The organism is Bradyrhizobium manausense (assembly GCF_018129685.1).
Taxonomy (GTDB): domain Bacteria; phylum Pseudomonadota; class Alphaproteobacteria; order Rhizobiales; family Xanthobacteraceae; genus Bradyrhizobium; species Bradyrhizobium manausense_D.
The window spans coordinates 285,676-301,397 of the sequence record NZ_JAFCLG010000003.1 but is presented as its reverse complement, the minus strand read 5'-3'; the positions used below and the strand labels follow the sequence as shown (position 1 = coordinate 301,397).

General features: G+C 63.5%; 16 protein-coding genes. 4 read left to right on the top strand and 12 right to left on the bottom strand.

The genetic code is table 11. From position 1 onward, the window contains the following. Positions 1-208 precede the first annotated feature (208 nt). Positions 209-1,384, bottom strand: a complete 1,176-nt coding sequence (locus JQ621_RS11705) for a vWA domain-containing protein (RefSeq protein WP_212234810.1) — start codon at positions 1,382-1,384, stop codon at positions 209-211. Positions 1,385-1,645: 261 nt separating this feature from the next. Here JQ621_RS11705 and JQ621_RS11700 point away from each other — a divergent pair, with 261 nt between their 5' ends. Then, a complete protein-coding gene (locus tag JQ621_RS11700) occupies positions 1,646-1,891 on the top strand; it encodes a GlsB/YeaQ/YmgE family stress response membrane protein (RefSeq protein WP_212234809.1) in 246 nt (81 codons plus the stop codon). Positions 1,892-1,996: 105 nt separating this feature from the next. After that, a complete protein-coding gene (locus JQ621_RS11695; protein ID WP_008140272.1) occupies positions 1,997-2,839 on the top strand; it encodes an AAA family ATPase in 843 nt (280 codons plus the stop codon). An 828-nt stretch (positions 2,840-3,667) separates the two neighbouring features. Here the strand turns inward: JQ621_RS11695 and JQ621_RS11690 are convergent. From JQ621_RS11690 to JQ621_RS11665, 6 genes are all read right to left on the bottom strand, one after another. Beyond that, positions 3,668-4,000: an immunity 53 family protein gene (locus tag JQ621_RS11690; RefSeq protein ID WP_212234808.1), complete on the bottom strand. Its 333-nt coding sequence runs from the start codon at positions 3,998-4,000 to the stop codon at positions 3,668-3,670. A 146-nt stretch (positions 4,001-4,146) separates the two neighbouring features. Next, complete coding sequence (locus JQ621_RS11685; RefSeq protein WP_212234807.1) at positions 4,147-5,793, bottom strand: GMC family oxidoreductase; 1,647 nt, start codon at positions 5,791-5,793, stop codon at positions 4,147-4,149. Positions 5,794-5,901: 108 nt separating this feature from the next. Beyond that, a complete protein-coding gene (locus JQ621_RS11680; protein ID WP_212234806.1) occupies positions 5,902-6,501 on the bottom strand; it encodes a GNAT family N-acetyltransferase in 600 nt (199 codons plus the stop codon). 149 nt (positions 6,502-6,650) lie between these two features. Then, positions 6,651-7,577 (bottom strand): SMP-30/gluconolactonase/LRE family protein, encoded by a 927-nt coding sequence (locus JQ621_RS11675; protein WP_212234805.1) that lies wholly within the window; start codon positions 7,575-7,577, stop codon positions 6,651-6,653. A 135-nt stretch (positions 7,578-7,712) separates the two neighbouring features. Further along, positions 7,713-8,546, bottom strand: coding sequence for an AraC family transcriptional regulator (locus tag JQ621_RS11670; RefSeq protein ID WP_212234804.1), 834 nt, complete (start codon positions 8,544-8,546; stop codon positions 7,713-7,715). An 84-nt stretch (positions 8,547-8,630) separates the two neighbouring features. Continuing rightward, positions 8,631-8,972, bottom strand: a complete 342-nt coding sequence (locus JQ621_RS11665) for a coiled-coil domain-containing protein (RefSeq protein ID WP_212234803.1) — start codon at positions 8,970-8,972, stop codon at positions 8,631-8,633. Positions 8,973-9,153: 181 nt separating this feature from the next. On the opposite strand from JQ621_RS11665, the gene JQ621_RS11660 reads away from it, so the two are divergent. Then, a complete protein-coding gene (locus JQ621_RS11660) occupies positions 9,154-9,378 on the top strand; it encodes a hypothetical protein (protein ID WP_212234802.1) in 225 nt (74 codons plus the stop codon). A gap of 281 nt (positions 9,379-9,659) precedes the next feature. Here the strand turns inward: JQ621_RS11660 and JQ621_RS11655 are convergent, their stop codons facing one another. After that, positions 9,660-10,316, bottom strand: a complete 657-nt coding sequence (locus JQ621_RS11655; protein WP_212234801.1) for a glutathione S-transferase family protein — start codon at positions 10,314-10,316, stop codon at positions 9,660-9,662. Between the two features lie 139 nt (positions 10,317-10,455). On the opposite strand from JQ621_RS11655, the gene JQ621_RS11650 reads away from it, so the two are divergent. Beyond that, entirely contained in the window at positions 10,456-11,679 is a 1,224-nt protein-coding gene (locus JQ621_RS11650; protein WP_212234800.1) for a polyhydroxyalkanoate depolymerase, read from the top strand. A 43-nt stretch (positions 11,680-11,722) separates the two neighbouring features. Here JQ621_RS11650 and JQ621_RS11645 read toward each other — a convergent pair whose 3' ends face one another. From JQ621_RS11645 to JQ621_RS11630, 4 genes are all read right to left on the bottom strand, one after another. After that, positions 11,723-12,193, bottom strand: a complete 471-nt coding sequence (locus JQ621_RS11645; RefSeq protein WP_212234799.1) for a PaaI family thioesterase — start codon at positions 12,191-12,193, stop codon at positions 11,723-11,725. A gap of 19 nt (positions 12,194-12,212) precedes the next feature. Then, a complete protein-coding gene (locus JQ621_RS11640; RefSeq protein WP_212234798.1) occupies positions 12,213-12,791 on the bottom strand; it encodes a bifunctional transcriptional activator/DNA repair enzyme AdaA in 579 nt (192 codons plus the stop codon). Positions 12,792-12,905: 114 nt separating this feature from the next. After that, entirely contained in the window at positions 12,906-14,774 is a 1,869-nt protein-coding gene (locus JQ621_RS11635) for an ABC transporter ATP-binding protein (protein ID WP_212234797.1), read from the bottom strand. Positions 14,775-14,790: 16 nt separating this feature from the next. After that, positions 14,791-15,717, bottom strand: a complete 927-nt coding sequence (locus JQ621_RS11630) for a 2-hydroxyacid dehydrogenase (RefSeq protein WP_212234796.1) — start codon at positions 15,715-15,717, stop codon at positions 14,791-14,793. Positions 15,718-15,722 lie beyond the last annotated feature (5 nt).

Here is a 15,722-nt window from a genome sequence, read left to right as displayed (position 1 = left end):
CCTCTTGTTACGTCGTCAGTTCGGCGAGCTGCCGAAGGCGGAGGTCACCTCTCCCGCTTGCGGGAGAGGTCGCGGAGCGCAGCGACGCGGGTGAGGGCTCTCTCCTCTTGGAGGACGTCGCCCGTGGAGAGACCCTCTCCCCAGCCCTCCCCCGCAAGCGGGGGAGGGAGCGCACTTCCGTCGCCGATCGCACCGGGCTGATCATACGCTAGTGCGTCAATTCCTTCATCGCATGTTCCAGACCTTCGATCGTGATCGGGTACATGCGGTTGGCAAAGATGCGCTTGATGATGGTGGTGGATTCCGAATAGTCCCAGTGCTTCTGCGCGACCGGATTCAGCCACACCGTATGCGGATAGGTGCGGATGATGCGGTCGAGCCAGACCGAGCCCGGCTCTTCATTGACGTGCTCGACCGAGCCGCCCGGCACCATGATCTCGTAAGGCGACATCGAGGCGTCGCCGACGAACACGACCTTGTAGTCATGCGGGTACTTGTGCAGCACGTCCCAGGTCGGCGTGCGATCGGTGAAGCGGCGCTTGTTCTGCTTCCACACGCCCTCATAGAGGCAGTTGTGGAAGTAGAAATATTCCATGTGCTTGAACTCGCTCTTCGCCGCCGAGAACAGCTCCTCGACCTGCTCGATATGCGAGTCCATGGAGCCGCCGATGTCGAAGAACACCAGGAGCTTCACCGCATTGCGCCGTTCGGGGCGCATGTGGACGTCGAGATAGCCGTGATTGGCCGTCTCGCGAATGGTCGTGTCGAGATCGAGCTCGTCGGGCGCGCCGGTGCGCGCGAATTTGCGCAGGCGGCGCAGCGCGACCTTGATGTTGCGGATGCCGAGCTCGACATTGCCGTCGAGGTCCTTGAACTCGCGCTTGTCCCACACCTTCACGGCGCGGTTGTTGCGGTTCTTCTCCTGGCCGATACGAACGCCTTCGGGATTGTAGCCGTGTGCGCCGAACGGCGAGGTGCCCGCCGTGCCGATCCATTTCGAGCCGCCCTGGTGCCGGCCCTTCTGCTCCTCGAGGCGCTTCTTCAGGGTCTCCATGAGCTTGTCCCAGCCCATGGCCTCGATCTGCTTCTTCTCTTCCTCGCTGAGATATTTCTCGGCGAGCTTCTTCAGCCATTCCTCTGGGATCTCCGCCTTCTCCATGGCGTCGAGCAGGCTTTCCAGCCCCTTGAACACCGTGCCGAAGACGCGGTCGAACTTGTCGAGGTTGCGCTCGTCCTTCACCAGCGAGGTGCGCGACAAATAGTAGAAATTCTCGACCGAATAGTCCGACAGGTCAGCGTCGAGCGCCTCCATCAGCGTGAGGTATTCGCGCAGCGTGACGGGGACCTGCGCATCGCGCAGAGACGTGAAGAATTGCAGGAACATGGCTGACAGATTGCCCGTCGGATGGCTGACGTCAAGGGGCGGCGGCGCTTCACCTCTCCCGGAGGGAGAGGTCGGCGCGCAGCGCCGGGTGAGGGGATACAGTCTCTCTTGGGACCGGCACCCCCTCACCCGATTTGCTGCGCAAATCGACCTCTCCCCGCTGGGGAGAGGTGAACTAGGCGCGAACCACTTCAACGTAGACCAGATGCCTTTTTGCTCTAGAATTGACCGTCTCAAGGGGTTGTTTTGGGGACGTTTGCAATGGGTATTCTCGCAGCACTGATCATCGGCGCCATCGCCGGCTGGCTCGCCGGTAAGATTGTCCACGGGGCGGGATTTGGCCTGCTCGGCAACATCGTGGTCGGCATCATCGGCGCGCTGGTCGCAGGCTGGGTGCTGCCGCAGCTCGGCATCGCGCTGGCCACGGGTACGCTGGGCGCCATCATCGACGCCACGGTCGGCGCGGTGATTGTGCTCGTCATCCTTTCGCTGATAAAACGGGTCTGAAAGCCTGACCGAACCAGGAACGGCCGCCATGAGCGGCCGTTCCCATGTCGCGACCAGGGCCATGACATTGGCAACGCCCGGGACGACGACCAACAAGGACGCGCAATGAAATTTACCGGCACCAAGGACTATGTTGCGACCGACGATCTCAAGGTCGCCGTCAATGCCTCGATCGTGCTGGAGCGCCCGCTCCTTATCAAGGGCGAGCCCGGCACCGGCAAGACGGTGCTGGCGGAGGAAGTGGCGAAGGCGCTGAACGCGCCGCTTTTGACCTGGCACATCAAGTCCACCACCAAGGCGCAGCAGGGCCTCTACGAATACGACGCGGTGTCGCGCCTGCGCGACAGCCAGCTCGGCGATGCCCGCGTCTCCGACATCAAGAACTACATCAAGCGCGGCAAGCTTTGGGAGGCCTTCACCGCCGAGCAGCGCCCGGTGCTGCTGATCGACGAGATCGACAAGGCCGACATCGAATTCCCGAACGATCTCCTGCTCGAGCTCGACCGCATGGAATTCCATGTCTACGAGACCGGCGAGACGATCAAGGCCAAGCAGCGCCCGATCATGATGATCACCTCCAACAACGAGAAGGAGCTGCCGGACGCCTTCCTGCGCCGCTGCTTCTTCCACTACATCAAGTTCCCCGACGCCGACACGATGGGCCGCATCGTCGACGTCCACTTCCCGGGCATCAAGAAGCGCCTGGTCGAGGAAGCGCTGCGCATCTTCTTCGAGGTCCGCGAGGTGCCCGGCCTGAAGAAGAAGCCGTCGACGTCCGAGCTGCTGGACTGGCTCAAGCTGCTGCTCAACGAGGACATGAGCGTCGAGCAGCTGAGGGAACGCGACCCGCGCAAGCTGATCCCGCCGCTGCACGGCGCGCTGCTGAAGAACGAGCAGGACGTGCATTTGTTCGAGCGGCTGGCGTTCTTGAGCAGAAGGGAAGTGTAAGGTCTTTCGTGTCCCGGACGCGCTGCAGCGTGCCGCGCGGTGCCGTAGGGTGGGCAAAGGCGCAAAGCGCCGTGCCCACCATTCGGTTATGAAACGCAAGATCGTGGGCACGCTCCGCTTTGCCCACCCTACGGTATCGAGCGTGTCGCGAGCAGCTTTCAACTCGTTTCTCAATCGCAGACATGCCTTTGCATCCTCGCGGCGCATTTCGCCCGAGCTTTGCTTCACCGCTAGCTCCCTCTTCAAACAGAGGGCGCAGGGAAGGCCGGGCGCCGGCTGGCACCCACGGTGTGCGCATGTAGCGCAAAAAGACTGCACAGCGGCATACAGGTGAAGCCGCACACACGGCCTTCCCTGCGCAGTGGTTGGACGGCTTATGCCGTGCGCTCCCGGGAGCCGAGTTCGTTCTGGCCTCCCTCGCCCCGCGAATTGACGATGTGGTTGACCCGGTTGGGCGCTCCACACCTCCGCGACAGGCTTGACCGTAGCAACGACGGCCAGGACCACACGGTTTTGCCGTACGCGCTCAGCGCCGTCCGTCTACACGTGGCCGCGGACTCACAGGGACTACCCGCCCTGCCCGCACCTCTCGTGCCGACGCTGCCGCGTCCACCGCAACCCGGCCCGCGTTTCGAACGACTCGCGAACGGCCCCTCTTCGTCGGGCCGGGCTGTTTCGAGTTATGCCAAAATTCCGAATTTCGGTAAAGTGGAATATTTTTGTGGGGGGTTGACGGGGTGGCGGGTGTTTTGCCCGACGGGACTTTATGTCCCGCCGACCGTAGCCCGGATAGAGCGAAGCGATATCTCTATCAAATGACCATCTACTCTAAGACTTCTCGACCTGCTCCGCCGAAGGCATTTCGGCCCAGCCCAGGAAGATCGAAATGATTTCGCGGAGCCGATTGGGAGGACACGCCCCCGTGAAGACATCGTCCTTCACGCCGCAATGGAAGAACTCCCTGTGATCGTCTGATTGACGTTCCGAAATTTCCGAGAAAGTGCGGCCCGACAAGTATGTATCCCTAAGCTCCACCTTGAAGTTCCAGCCGGGGTTGTCCAGCGTCTCGATCGTTATGCCGTAGGTGTGCTCCCAGTCTCCATTGCATTGGGCCGCATACCATCGCTCCAGTCGTTCAAGCACGTCGTCTGCGTCCTGCATCGGATTTCTGTCCGTTGGATGATGGGCTCGTAGGGTGGGTTAGCGTCAGCGTAACCCACCTCTTGCGTTTCCGCATCGGCAGAGGCGGTGGGTTACGCCAGCGACCGCGCTTCGCGCAGCCGCTCGCTAACCCACCCTACGAAATCTCACGCCACCGCAGCGTCCGGGATGCGCGCGGCTTCCATCGGGGCCTTACCGCGGATCAGGTCCGAGGCACGATCCGCGATCATCATGGTGGCCGCATTCAAATTCGCCGAGATCATGCGCGGCATGACGGACGCGTCGATGACGCGGAGGCCTTCGAGGCCGTGGACGCGGAGCTGGTCGTCGACCACGGCCCAACTCGAATCCGCCGGGCCCATGCGGCAGGTGCAGCCGGGGTGGAAGGTGGTGGTGCCGCGTTCAGTGGCCGCGTGCAAAAATTCGTCGTCGGAGACGACGTTGGGGCCGGGGAAATCCTCGTAGGCGTAATAGGGCGACAGCGGTGCGGATTTCAGCAGGCGCCGCGCAAGCTTCATGCCGCCGACGATGACGCGGCGGTCAAGCTCGGCGTCGAGATAATTGGTCTGGATGATCGGCGGCGCGAACGGATCGGATGAGCGGATGCGGACATAGCCGCGGCTCTCCGGGCGCTGCTGCCAGGAGGCCACCGTCATGCCGGGCTCGTCCTCGAGCTGGCCCTGCACGCCTTCCTTGTAGCTCGCCGGCGTGAAGGTGAGCTGCAAGTCGGAGCTGTCGGCGCTCTCGCCGGAATGCCAGAAACAATAGACCATGGTCGGCGACAGCGAAAGCAGGCCGCGGCGCGCGGTCGCCCATTTCAGCGCCTCGATCCACAGCGAGACACCGCGACGCAGCTCGTTGATGGTCTTGATGTCCTTGACGCGCGCCACGGTTCGCGGGGCGTAATGGTCCTGCAAGCCCTCGCCGACCGGCAGCGCGTGGCGCACCTGGATGCCGTGGGCGTTCAGCAGATCGGGCGAGCCGATGCCTGAGAGCTGCAAGAGCTGAGGCGAATTATAGGTGCCGCCGGACAGGATCACCTCCTTGTTGGCGCGCACCTCCACCGGCGTGCCGCCGCGGCCGCCCCTGGTGTAGCGCACGCCAACGGCGCGCTTGCCTTCGAAAATGATCTCGGTTGCGTGCGCATGCGTGCGCACATGCACGTTCGGCCGCTTCATCGCGGGCTTGAGGAACGCGGTCGAGCCGGAGACGCGCAGGCCCTTGTCGATGGTGCGCTGGCAGTAGGAGACTCCCTCCTGCTTCGCGCCGTTGTAGTCAGGGTTGCGGGGAATGCCGAGCGAGACCGCGCCTTCCATGAAGGCTTCGCAAAGCGGATCGCGCCAGTCCATCGTCGTGACGGTGAGCTTGCCGTCGCGCCCGCGAAAGGTATTGTCGCCCTCGCCGACCCGCTTCTCCAGCCGCTTGAAGTAGGGCAGCACGTCGGCATAGCCCCAGCCGCGATTGCCCATCTGCGCCCAGGTGTCGAAATCCATCCGCTGGCCGCGGTTGTAGATGTGGCCGTTGATCGAGGACGAGCCGCCGAGCGTCTTGCCGCGCGGCGCGTAGATGCTGCGCCCATTGGTGTAGGGCCCGACCTCCTGCTGGTAGGCCCAGTTGATGCTCTTCATGTGGAAGGTCTTGATGAAACCCGCAGGCAGATGGATATAGGGGTGCCAGTCGTTCGGGCCCGCTTCGAGCACGCAGACGCTCACGTTCGGATCTTCGCTGAGCCTTGAGGTGAGGACGCAACCGGCCGAGCCCGCGCCGATGATCACGTAGTCAAATTGATCCATGGTTCCCCGGCCTTTACCGCGTCGTGATATTGAGTGAATTGCTGCCGCGCGCGCCGACACCTCTCCCTATGGGAAAGGTGATCGAGTTCGCGGCAAAAGCGGTGCACATCATTGCTGGCGCGGCTTGTCGTTGAGTTGATAGTTGAGATGCGCCTTCACCGTCGGCCATTCGGCGGCGGTGATGCTGTAGACGACGGTGTCGCGCAGCGTGCCGTTCGGCGCGACCTGGTGGCTGCGCAGGATGCCGTCCTGCTTGGCGCCCAGGCGCTCGATGGCGCGGCGGCTCTGGTGGTTGAAGAAATGCGTGCGGAATTCCACCGCGATGCAGTTCAGCGTCTCGAAGGCGTGGGTGAGCAGCAAGAGCTTGCACTGGGTGTTGAGCGGACCGCGCTGCGCACTCTTCGCATACCAGGTCCCGCCGATCTCGACGCGGCGGTTTGCGGCATCGATGTTCATGTAGGTGGTCTGGCCGACGATCTTGCCGCCGGCGTCGAACACCGTGAACGGCAGCATCGAGCCCGCGGCCTGCAGGCCGAGGCGGCGGTCGATCTCCCTGGTCACGTTCTCCGGCGTCGGGATCAGCGTGTACCAGATCTTGTAGAGCTCGCCGTCCTTCACGGCCTCCATCAGGCCATCGCGATGCTCTTTCGACAGCGGCTCGAGGCGGGCGTGTTGTCCACGCAGGGTGATGGGATCGGGCCAGGGCATTGAAGTTCTCTCTCCGTTGTCATTGCGAGGAGCTCGTGACAAAATTGCAGGGCAATTTTGCACTGGAGCGACGAAGCAATCCAGACTGTCACCGCGGACGCATTCCTGGATTGCTTCGCTTCGCTCGCAATGACGGTAACTAGCACCGTTTATTTGTTTAGGAAATTGAGAGGCAAACCGCCACGCGGCCAGTCCATGGCGACGAGCTCGCCCTTGCCGGACAGCGTGATGTAGGCGGTCTTCAGCTCGGGGCCGCCGAAGGCGATGTTGGTGGTGACGCGGTCGCCGGTCGGGACCTGCTCGACCAGGGTACCGTCAGGCGCGATCACCGAGATGCAGCCGGAGACGAGCGTGGCCACGCAGACATTGCCATTCGCTTCCACCGCCAGCGAGTCGAACATCTGGTAGCCGCCGAGGCCGCAGATCGGCTTGCCGCGCTCGCCGCGATAGATCGCGTCGCGCGGCTTGAGCGTGCCGGGCGCGGAGAGCTCATAGGCCCACAGCCGGCCCGTCGGCGTCTCCGCGATGTAGACGGTGTTTTCGTCGGGCGAGAGGCCGATGCCGTTGGCCGGCAGCACGCCGTGCACGACCTCGACGATGTCGGTCATGCCGGGCTTGAGGTAGTACATGCCGCCAACATCCATCTCGCGGGCGCGGCGCTTGCCGAGGTCGGAAAACCACAAGCCACCATGCCTGTCGAAAACGAGATCGTTCGGCCCGCGCAGATCGTGCTCGCCGCATTTGGTGACGACGGTCTCGACCTTGCCGGACTGCAGATCGACGCGCTGGATCGAGCCGCCGAGATAATCCTCGGGTTGCGGGCCCGGCATGATCGTGGTGCGGGTCGGAATCCAGGAGAAGCCGCCATTGTTGCAGATGTAGATTTTTCCGTCGGGGCCAAGCGCGGCGCCGTTCGGGCCGCCCGGCACTTTCGCGACGATCTCCTTGCGGCCATCGGGATAAACGCGCGTCAGGCGCTGGCCACGGATTTCCACCAGCACCACCGAGCCATCAGGCATCACGACCGGACCTTCCGGAAATTCGAGGTCGGTGGCGAGAACGCGGATGTCGGACATTGGGGACCTCCCGGCTGCTTGTTATGGCTTGCTCGGGATGTCCGGCGCAGGCCCCGCTGGCAAGATTTGCCAGCGGTTATGACAAAGTAGCTGCCCCTTGCCAAGCAAGCGGGATGGTATGCCAGCGTTGCAGTGCTACTCGCGCACCGGCACCCAAATCTCGAAGCCGCCATTGCCGGTGACGGGATCGAAATTCTCGTCATAACGCTCGAAGTTCGGCGCATCCGCAGCCTTGTAGCCGGAAGCGGGCAGCCATTGATTCCAGATCGTGTTGACGGTGCGCCGGATCGAGGCAACGTGGTCGCTGTGGGTGAACACCGCGTAGCGCTGCTCGGGGATGCGGATGCGGCCGAAGCGAGGCGCAAGGTCGGAGAAATCGGCGACCTCGACGCCGGCGATGTAGTCGAAATTGCCGGAATCATCGCCGTTGCAGCAGACGCCGTAAGCGACGTTTCCAATGCGCTCGGGAATGTCGGCGACCTCCTGGTGGAAGCGATGCCACAGGCCCGGAATGGCCGCGCCGTTGTCGCAGGTGATGCGCTCGGCGAGGCCGGCGACGAGGAAAGCCTTTGCGGATTCAAAACGCGGGGCAGCGAGATTGTCGAGCATGCTGGACTCCATCAGGATCGGCTGCTGAAGCTTGAGCTGGCCGGTGCACGTCGCCGCTCTCACCGCCTCGGGCGTGGTGCCGAACTGGTCGCGGAACGCACGGGTGAATGCTTCGTGCGAGCCATAATCCGCCTCCAGCGCGATGCTCAGAATGTTCGGCGCGCCCTTGGCAAGGCTGCGCGCCGCCTCACTCAGCCGTCGTGCGCGCAAATAGCGCATCACCGGGAAGCCGGTGGCTGCGGCAAACGCACGCACCATGTGGAACCGCGACACGCCACCGATCGCAGCAATCTCGTCGAGCGTCATCGGCTCGGCCAGATGGCTTTCGATATACCAGAGCGCGCGCTGGGCCGGGTTCATGGGTTCTAGCTCTCGTTCGAAGCGCGGCGATGATGCACGTTACCGCGCGCCTCGCTTGATCGGGATTGCTCTCGTGGTCCGAGGCTATTTGTCCTTCGCATCCTTGGGCGGCGGCACGTCCTGCTTCTTCTTCAGATCCTCGACCGTCTTCGTCTGCATGGCCTGGAGGTCGCCGATGGTCTTCTGCAAGCCTGCGAGGGTCACCTTCAGCGCATCGATCTGCCTGATGGCAGCATCGATCTTTTGCTGGTGATCGAGATTGAGCCTGGTGATGGTCTTCTGGAGAAAATCGACGTTGCTCTGCAGGCAGCTGGTCCGCCGCTCCATCGTCTTCTCGACCGTGCAGATCTCGATGCCGGGCACGTCCTGAGCATGCGCGACGAACGGTAACATGGCGAAACAAACGGCAGCGGTCGTGCGCAGCATCAGGATTCCTCGTCCAACGATCACGGCAATGTGCGCTTATTGCGCGCAGCGGGCGGAGGCTACCACACTCGTACCGCATTCTCGCGTTGAGCTTGGCCCGTTCCCTCGGATGGGGAGCAGTGAACCGCGCGCGGAAGAAGTGGGCGCTCTTTTCGCGGCTTGATGAGGGGAGATTTCTGGAATGGCAACGCGCGATAGACGTCTGGCGGAATTTGATGGCGCCGGAGAACCGCCACCCGGCCTGCCGGTCGAAGTGCTGTGCGAGGATCACAGCGGGACGTATCAACTGCCGTTCGCCTGCCGCTATGTCGAGGGCCGCTGGCAGAACGATGCGGCCGGCGTCCCGGTGGAAGCCACCGTCATCGGCTGGCGCATGCCGCGCGTGAAGCATTCCGGCGTGGCCTGACAAACCTGCTTTTGTCTCAAAATGCAACGGAGTCGCGCTCTGCCTTAACGAACGGAACGCGGCCCGAACGAATCACGTCCGAATCGGCCTGATGGCTCCGTACGCACCTGTTCACGGCTAGATGTCGACATGGCCGCGCGGAAGCGCACAACATCCGCGCAGCACGCGAGCTGGTCGCCGCGAATACCGGCGCCAAAGGTTAATATGCGCAAAGACATGGAGGCCGGCGAGGGCGCCGGCCTCGCCCGCCCGGGAAACAGGCAAGGCCGCGCGGCGCCTGCCTAATATTCGACCTCGAGCTCCTCGATCTCGGCCGGCTCTTCCTTCGCCGCCGCGATCCATTCCTTCATCTCGGGCATCGCCATGATGGTGTCGGCATAGGCCTTCAGGTCAGGCTCGAGCTTGACGTCGTAGGTGACGAAGCGCGTCACCACAGGGGCGTACATCGCATCCGCCATGCTGCGCTGCTGGCCGAACAGGAACGGCCCCCCGGACTTCTCCAGGCAATCGCGCCAGATGAACCAGACACGGTCGATGTCGGCCTGCGCGCGCGACCAGATCTTGAAGCCGGGGAAGTAGCCCTTGAGGTTGACCGGCAGCGAGGCGCGCAGCGTGGTAAAGCCGGAATGGATTTCGCCGCAAATCGAGCGGCAATGCGCACGCTGGACGCGGTCGGCAGGCAAAAGGCCAGCGTGCGGCATCACCTCGTTGAGATATTCGGCAATCGCCAGCGTGTCCCAGACCGTGGCGCCCTCGTGCCGCAGGCAGGGCACCAGGATCGAGGACGACAGCAGCAGGATTTCGGCACGCGCCGAGGCGTCGTCCGGCGCGGTGACGATCTCCTCGAAATCCAGCCCGGAAAACTTCGTCAGCAGCCAGCCACGCAGCGACCAGGACGAGTAGTTCTTGCTGCTGATGGTCAGTGTCGCCTTCGCCATATGGCCCCTTCCCTCGCTTTTCCGGCCTGAACTTTTCCGGCCTGATCAATCAGCAAGCGACGTGCCAATTCTGCGGGCGATTTGACTCTGGTCTGGCTTCGATATTGCATGGCACCATGGGACAGGCGGGCGCTTCAGTATGATGTCGATGTATTATCAGGCTTTTCAGAACCAGATGGATTTGACGGCGCCGTTTCGGGCGGGGGCCTCGTCCGCGCTCAAATTCCTCAATCTGGTCCCGCAGGGGATGTCGGACCAGGTGGTCGGCCGACTCTCGGCAGCGCTGGAGCTGATCTCGCGCTCCACCCTCACCTATGACCGCCCGGCCTACGGCATCGACAGCGTGATGGTGGGCAATCGCGAATACGGCATTACCGAAGAGGTCGCCTACGCGACGCCGTTCGGCTCGCTGCTGCACTTCAAGAAAGACAACGGCCCGGAGCAGCCGCGCATGCTGCTGGTGGCGCCGATGTCCGGCCATTTCGCGACGCTGCTGCGCGGCACGGTGAAGACCCTGCTGCAGGATCACGACGTCTACATCACCGACTGGCACAATCCGCGCGACATTCCGCGCAACGAGGGCCGCTTCGGGCTCGACGACTACACCGAGCACCTGATCGATTTTCTCGGACAGCTCGGCCCGCGCCCGCATATGGTGGCGATCTGCCAGCCCTCGGTCTCGGCGCTCGCGGCGGCCGCGATCATGTGCGAGGGCAACCATCCCTCGCGGCCGGCGACGCTGACGCTGATGGCCGGGCCGATCGACACGCGGATCCAGCCGACCAAGGTCAACGAGTTCGCCAAGAGCAAGCCGATCGAATGGTTCGAGCGGAACCTGATCAACTACGTGCCGGTGCAGTGCCGCGGCGCGTTCCGGAAAGTCTATCCCGGCTTCGTGCAGCTCACCGCCTTCGTCTCGATGAATCTCGAGCGGCACATCAAGCAGCACATGGATCTCGCCAACCACATCGCCAAGGGCGAGAAGGAGAAGGCGGCGAGCATCAAGACCTTCTACGACGAATATTTTGCCGTGATGGATCTGCCGGCCGAATTCTACATCGAGACGGTGCGCGACGTGTTCCAGGAGCACCTGCTGCCGCAGGGCAAGCTGATGCATCGCGGCCGCCCCGTGGACACCAAGGCCGTCGGCCGCATGGGCCTGATGACGGTCGAGGGCGAGAAGGACGACATCTGCTCGATCGGCCAGACGCTCGCCGCACAGGATCTCTGCACCGGCGTGCGGGCCTATCGCAGGGTCCACCACATGCAGGCCGGCGTCGGCCATTACGGCGTGTTCTCGGGCAAGCGCTGGAACAACGAGATCTATCCGCTGCTGCGCGATTTCGTGCACGTGAATTCGTGAGGGCTAGCCGATCACCCCTCGTCAGCACGCAATGACGAGCGCTTCAGCTTGGAAAAATGAAGCACGTGGTCGTCCCGTGGGCGAGCAGTCGCCCATTGCCATCGACGACCCGCCCTTCGGCAGTGCCGATACGGCGACCGCAGTTCAGGACCTTGCCTTCAGCCCTTATTTGACCGGTTTCCGGGGTAATCGGTCGGACCAGCGAAATCTTGAACTCGAGCGTCGTCTGGCCGGTGCCCTTGTCGAGCATGGATTGAACGGCTAGCCCCATGCAGCTATCCAGCAGCGTCGCCGTCAGTCCGCCATGCACGGTACCCGCTGGATTGAGATGGGCGTCGGTCGGCGTCAGAGTGACGACAACACGGCCGCTTTCCACCTCGGCGACGTCGTAGCCCAGCGTCTGCGCGATTGTGTTGAGAGGGAGTGCGCCGGTCGCAAGCCCGCGAACAAATTCCAGTCCGCTCAATTGCTTCTGCTCCTCTGCACTCACCGTTCCAAAAGTCTTGACGACCATCGCGTTCTCTCCGCTTCGATCAGATGGTTCGAGTCTTAGATGATGCAGGCTTCCGGATGGCCGATGGCGGCCGGCCATAGAGTCGCGTGAACGCGGCGTTCAGCCGCCTTGCGCTCGAAAAGCCGGCACGCTCGGCTACGAGTCGCATCGGAAGATCAGTGCCATCAAGTAGACGCTTCGCGCGCCGCACCCGAAGCGAGAGTGCGACCTGCAACGGCGATGCATCGAGGTACTCGGCAAAGAGGCGCGACAGGTGACGTGATCCGACCCCAAGGCGTTGCGCAAGTTGCTCGATATTACCCCGATCAAGCGCTCCACCCTCGATGAGAGTGAGCGCACGCTCGACAGTCGTCTTGGTCCCCTTCCAGGCGGGGCAGAAGGGAGCCGTTTCCGGACGGCATCTGAGACAAGGTCTAAAGCCGGCACGTTCCGCTGCGGCTGCGCTCCGATAGAATGAGACATTGCGAGCCAACGGAGTCCGTGCCCGACATACCGGACGACAGTATACGCCGGTCGTCTTGACTGCGACGAAAACTATTCCGTCCCAGGCTGGATCGCGGCGTCTGAAGGCCTCGTATTGAGCAGCGAAGTCGAGCATGGCACGACTATAACGACGGCGGCCTCGCAAGGCGACTTCGATGCGAAGATCACGTCCGAAAACGACACTTCACCAGATGATCGCTCGGTTAAACCATGGCGCTCTGCCCGCGCCTCAGCCCGACCACTCCTCGCCCCAGACCTGCACGACGTGGCCGGGGGAAATTTCGCGATGTTGCCGTGTCGGCGGCTGATAATCGGGCGCGCGCACCGGGTTTCGGATTTCGTCGTATGCGACCTCACGCTTGGTCGCGCGACGCGTGGGATCCGGCACCGGCACGGCAGCCATCAGCTTCTTGGTGTAGGGATGCTGCGGATTGCCGAACACGGAGGCGCGCGGGCCGATCTCGACGATCTCGCCGAGATACATCACCGCGACGCGGTGGCTCATGCGCTCGACCACTGCGATGTCGTGAGAGATGAAGAGGTAGGCGAGCCCCATGCTGGCCTGAAGATCGAGCATGAGATTCACGACCTGCGCCTTGACCGAGACGTCGAGCGCCGAGACGGCCTCATCAGCGACGATCAGTTTCGGCCCAAGCGCGAGCGCGCGCGCGATGCAGATGCGCTGGCGCTGGCCGCCAGAAAATTCGTGCGGGAAGCGCGCGGCCATGTCGGCGGTGAGACCGACGCGCACCAGGAGATCGGCGACCGTGTCGCGCGCCTGCGACGCAGTCGCGAGCCCGTTGGCGAGCAGCGGGGCCGCGATCGCAGCGCCAACCGACATGCGCGGATTGAGGCTCGCGAAGGGATCCTGAAACACGATCTGCATGTGCTTGCGGAAATCGCGAAGGGTGCGGCCGCTCATGGCGAGCACGTCCTGGCCGTCGATCAGCACGGTACCGGCGTCCGGCTCCGTCAGCTTGAGGATCGAACGGCCGGTGGTCGACTTGCCGCAGCCGGATTCACCGACCAGCGCCAATGTCTCGCCGGCACGCAAGGTGAAGGAGACGTTCTCGACCGCGTGCACACGACCGGAGAGCTTGCCGAACAGGCCCGAGCGGATCGGGAAACGCGTGGTGAGGTTTGATACTTCCAGCAACGGACGCGCAGCGGTCGAAACCGTATCCGCTGTCTCCACCGGTTCGTCCGAGGTGCCCGTCACCTTGTCCACGACGGGAAACCGCATCGGTCGCGGACGGCCATCCATCGAGCCGAGCCGCGGCACGGCGGCGAGCAGCGCGCTTGTATAGGGATGCGAGGGCGCTGCGAAGATGCGCGAGGTCGCCTCAAGCTCCACCGCCTGTCCGCCATACATCACCACGGTGCGGTCGGCGATCTCGGCGACGACGCCCATGTCGTGGGTGATGAAGAGGATCGACATCCCCTCCTCCCGCTGAAGCTCCTTCAAGAGTTCCAGGACCTGGGCCTGGATGGTGACGTCGAGCGCGGTGGTCGGCTCATCCGCAATCAGGAGTTTTGGTTTGCAGGCGAGCGCCATCGCGATCATCACACGCTGGCGCATGCCGCCGGAGAAGCGATGCGGATGCTCGTGGAAACGCGACTTTGCCGCGGGGATACGAACACGGTCGAGCAGACGGACGGTCTCGGCCTCGGCCGCCGCACGTGACAGGCCGCGATGCTGGATCAACGTTTCCGCGATCTGGAAGCCGATGGTGAGAACCGGGTTGAGGCTCGTCATCGGCTCCTGGAAGATCATCGCGACGTCGTTGCCGCGAATGTCTTTCATGCTGGCTTCGGGCAGCGTCAACAGGTCGCGGCCGCAAAGCATGATCCGGCCGTCGCTGCGGCCACTCTCTTTCGGAATGAGCCGCATGATCGAGAGCGCGGTGACGCTCTTGCCCGAACCGGACTCGCCGACAATCGCGACGGTCTCGCGTGGCGCGATGTCGAACGAGACGTTGCGGACGACCGGGAACCAGTCCCGCTCGCGCAGGAAGGAGGTGGTGAGGCCCGAGACCGAAAGCACCGGCATCGTTGCTTCGGCGATCACTTGATCCGGTCTGATTGCGCCGGTGCTCATCATCACCATCGTGCCCTCAGTAACCACGCGTGCGATCAACCAGCCCCGGCAGTGCTTCGCCGCGGCCATGACGTGCGATGACGTCGAGCACGAAATCGACGGCGCTGTCCGGGTTCGTCATGCTGGCATTGTGGGGGGTCAGCAGGATGCGCGGGTGGCCCCAGAACGGATGGCCCTCGGGCAGCGGTTCGGGATCGGCGACGTCAAGCACCGCGCCGGACAGCGCGCCGCTGTCGAGCGCCGCGAGGAAATCGGCCTCGACGAGATGCGGACCACGCCCGACATTGACGAGCCCTGCTCCGCGCGGCAGGCGCGCAAACAGATCGGCATTCAGGAAGCCGCGGGTCTCGTCGGTCAGTGGGAGCAGGCAAACGAGAATGTCGGATTGCGCCAGGAACGTTGGCAGGGCGTCCGCGCCGGCGTAGCAGGTGACACCTTCGATCTCACGCAGCGAACGATTCCAGCCCGATAGCGGAAAGCCGAACGCCTTGAGACGTTCGAGCACCGCCTGGCCGAGTTGGCCGAGCCCCATCACGCCGACGCGCCGACGCTTCGTCGGCGTGATCCGGATCTCGCGCCAGACCTGCTCCCTCTGCTGATTGATGAAGTGTAGGAGATCGCGATGCAGGCCGAGCACCGCCATGGTGACGTATTCAACCATTGTCTCGGCAATGCCGGGCTCTAGCATGCGCACCAGCGGAATGTGCAGCGGGACTTTCGCCGCATCGAACTGGTCGACGCCGGCGCCGACCGAAAAGACGAGCTCAAGGTTCGGAAAAGTCGTCGCTATATCGTCAGGCGGCACCCACGCCACAAGATAGCGAACGTCGGACGGATCGCCGATGTCGGGCCAGAGGCGGAACGGCAGATGGGGCGCGCGCTCCGCGAAGAAGCTCGCCCACTCCGCGCCGCGCACCATGTTGGCCTTGTAGAGGACCGTCATGCCAC

Coding starts and splice junctions, on each gene's coding strand:
- JQ621_RS11705 (WP_212234810.1), bottom strand. CDS start 1,384: ATGTTCCTGCAATTCTTCACGTCTCTGCGCGATGCGCAGGTCCCCGTC.
- JQ621_RS11700 (WP_212234809.1), top strand. CDS start 1,646: ATGGGTATTCTCGCAGCACTGATCATCGGCGCCATCGCCGGCTGGCTC.
- JQ621_RS11695 (WP_008140272.1), top strand. CDS start 1,997: ATGAAATTTACCGGCACCAAGGACTATGTTGCGACCGACGATCTCAAG.
- JQ621_RS11690 (WP_212234808.1), bottom strand. CDS start 4,000: ATGCAGGACGCAGACGACGTGCTTGAACGACTGGAGCGATGGTATGCG.
- JQ621_RS11685 (WP_212234807.1), bottom strand. CDS start 5,793: ATGGATCAATTTGACTACGTGATCATCGGCGCGGGCTCGGCCGGTTGC.
- JQ621_RS11680 (WP_212234806.1), bottom strand. CDS start 6,501: ATGCCCTGGCCCGATCCCATCACCCTGCGTGGACAACACGCCCGCCTC.
- JQ621_RS11675 (WP_212234805.1), bottom strand. CDS start 7,577: ATGTCCGACATCCGCGTTCTCGCCACCGACCTCGAATTTCCGGAAGGT.
- JQ621_RS11670 (WP_212234804.1), bottom strand. CDS start 8,546: ATGAACCCGGCCCAGCGCGCGCTCTGGTATATCGAAAGCCATCTGGCC.
- JQ621_RS11665 (WP_212234803.1), bottom strand. CDS start 8,972: ATGCTGCGCACGACCGCTGCCGTTTGTTTCGCCATGTTACCGTTCGTC.
- JQ621_RS11660 (WP_212234802.1), top strand. CDS start 9,154: ATGGCAACGCGCGATAGACGTCTGGCGGAATTTGATGGCGCCGGAGAA.
- JQ621_RS11655 (WP_212234801.1), bottom strand. CDS start 10,316: ATGGCGAAGGCGACACTGACCATCAGCAGCAAGAACTACTCGTCCTGG.
- JQ621_RS11650 (WP_212234800.1), top strand. CDS start 10,456: ATGATGTCGATGTATTATCAGGCTTTTCAGAACCAGATGGATTTGACG.
- JQ621_RS11645 (WP_212234799.1), bottom strand. CDS start 12,193: ATGGTCGTCAAGACTTTTGGAACGGTGAGTGCAGAGGAGCAGAAGCAA.
- JQ621_RS11640 (WP_212234798.1), bottom strand. CDS start 12,791: ATGCTCGACTTCGCTGCTCAATACGAGGCCTTCAGACGCCGCGATCCA.
- JQ621_RS11635 (WP_212234797.1), bottom strand. CDS start 14,774: ATGAGCACCGGCGCAATCAGACCGGATCAAGTGATCGCCGAAGCAACG.
- JQ621_RS11630 (WP_212234796.1), bottom strand. CDS start 15,717: ATGACGGTCCTCTACAAGGCCAACATGGTGCGCGGCGCGGAGTGGGCG.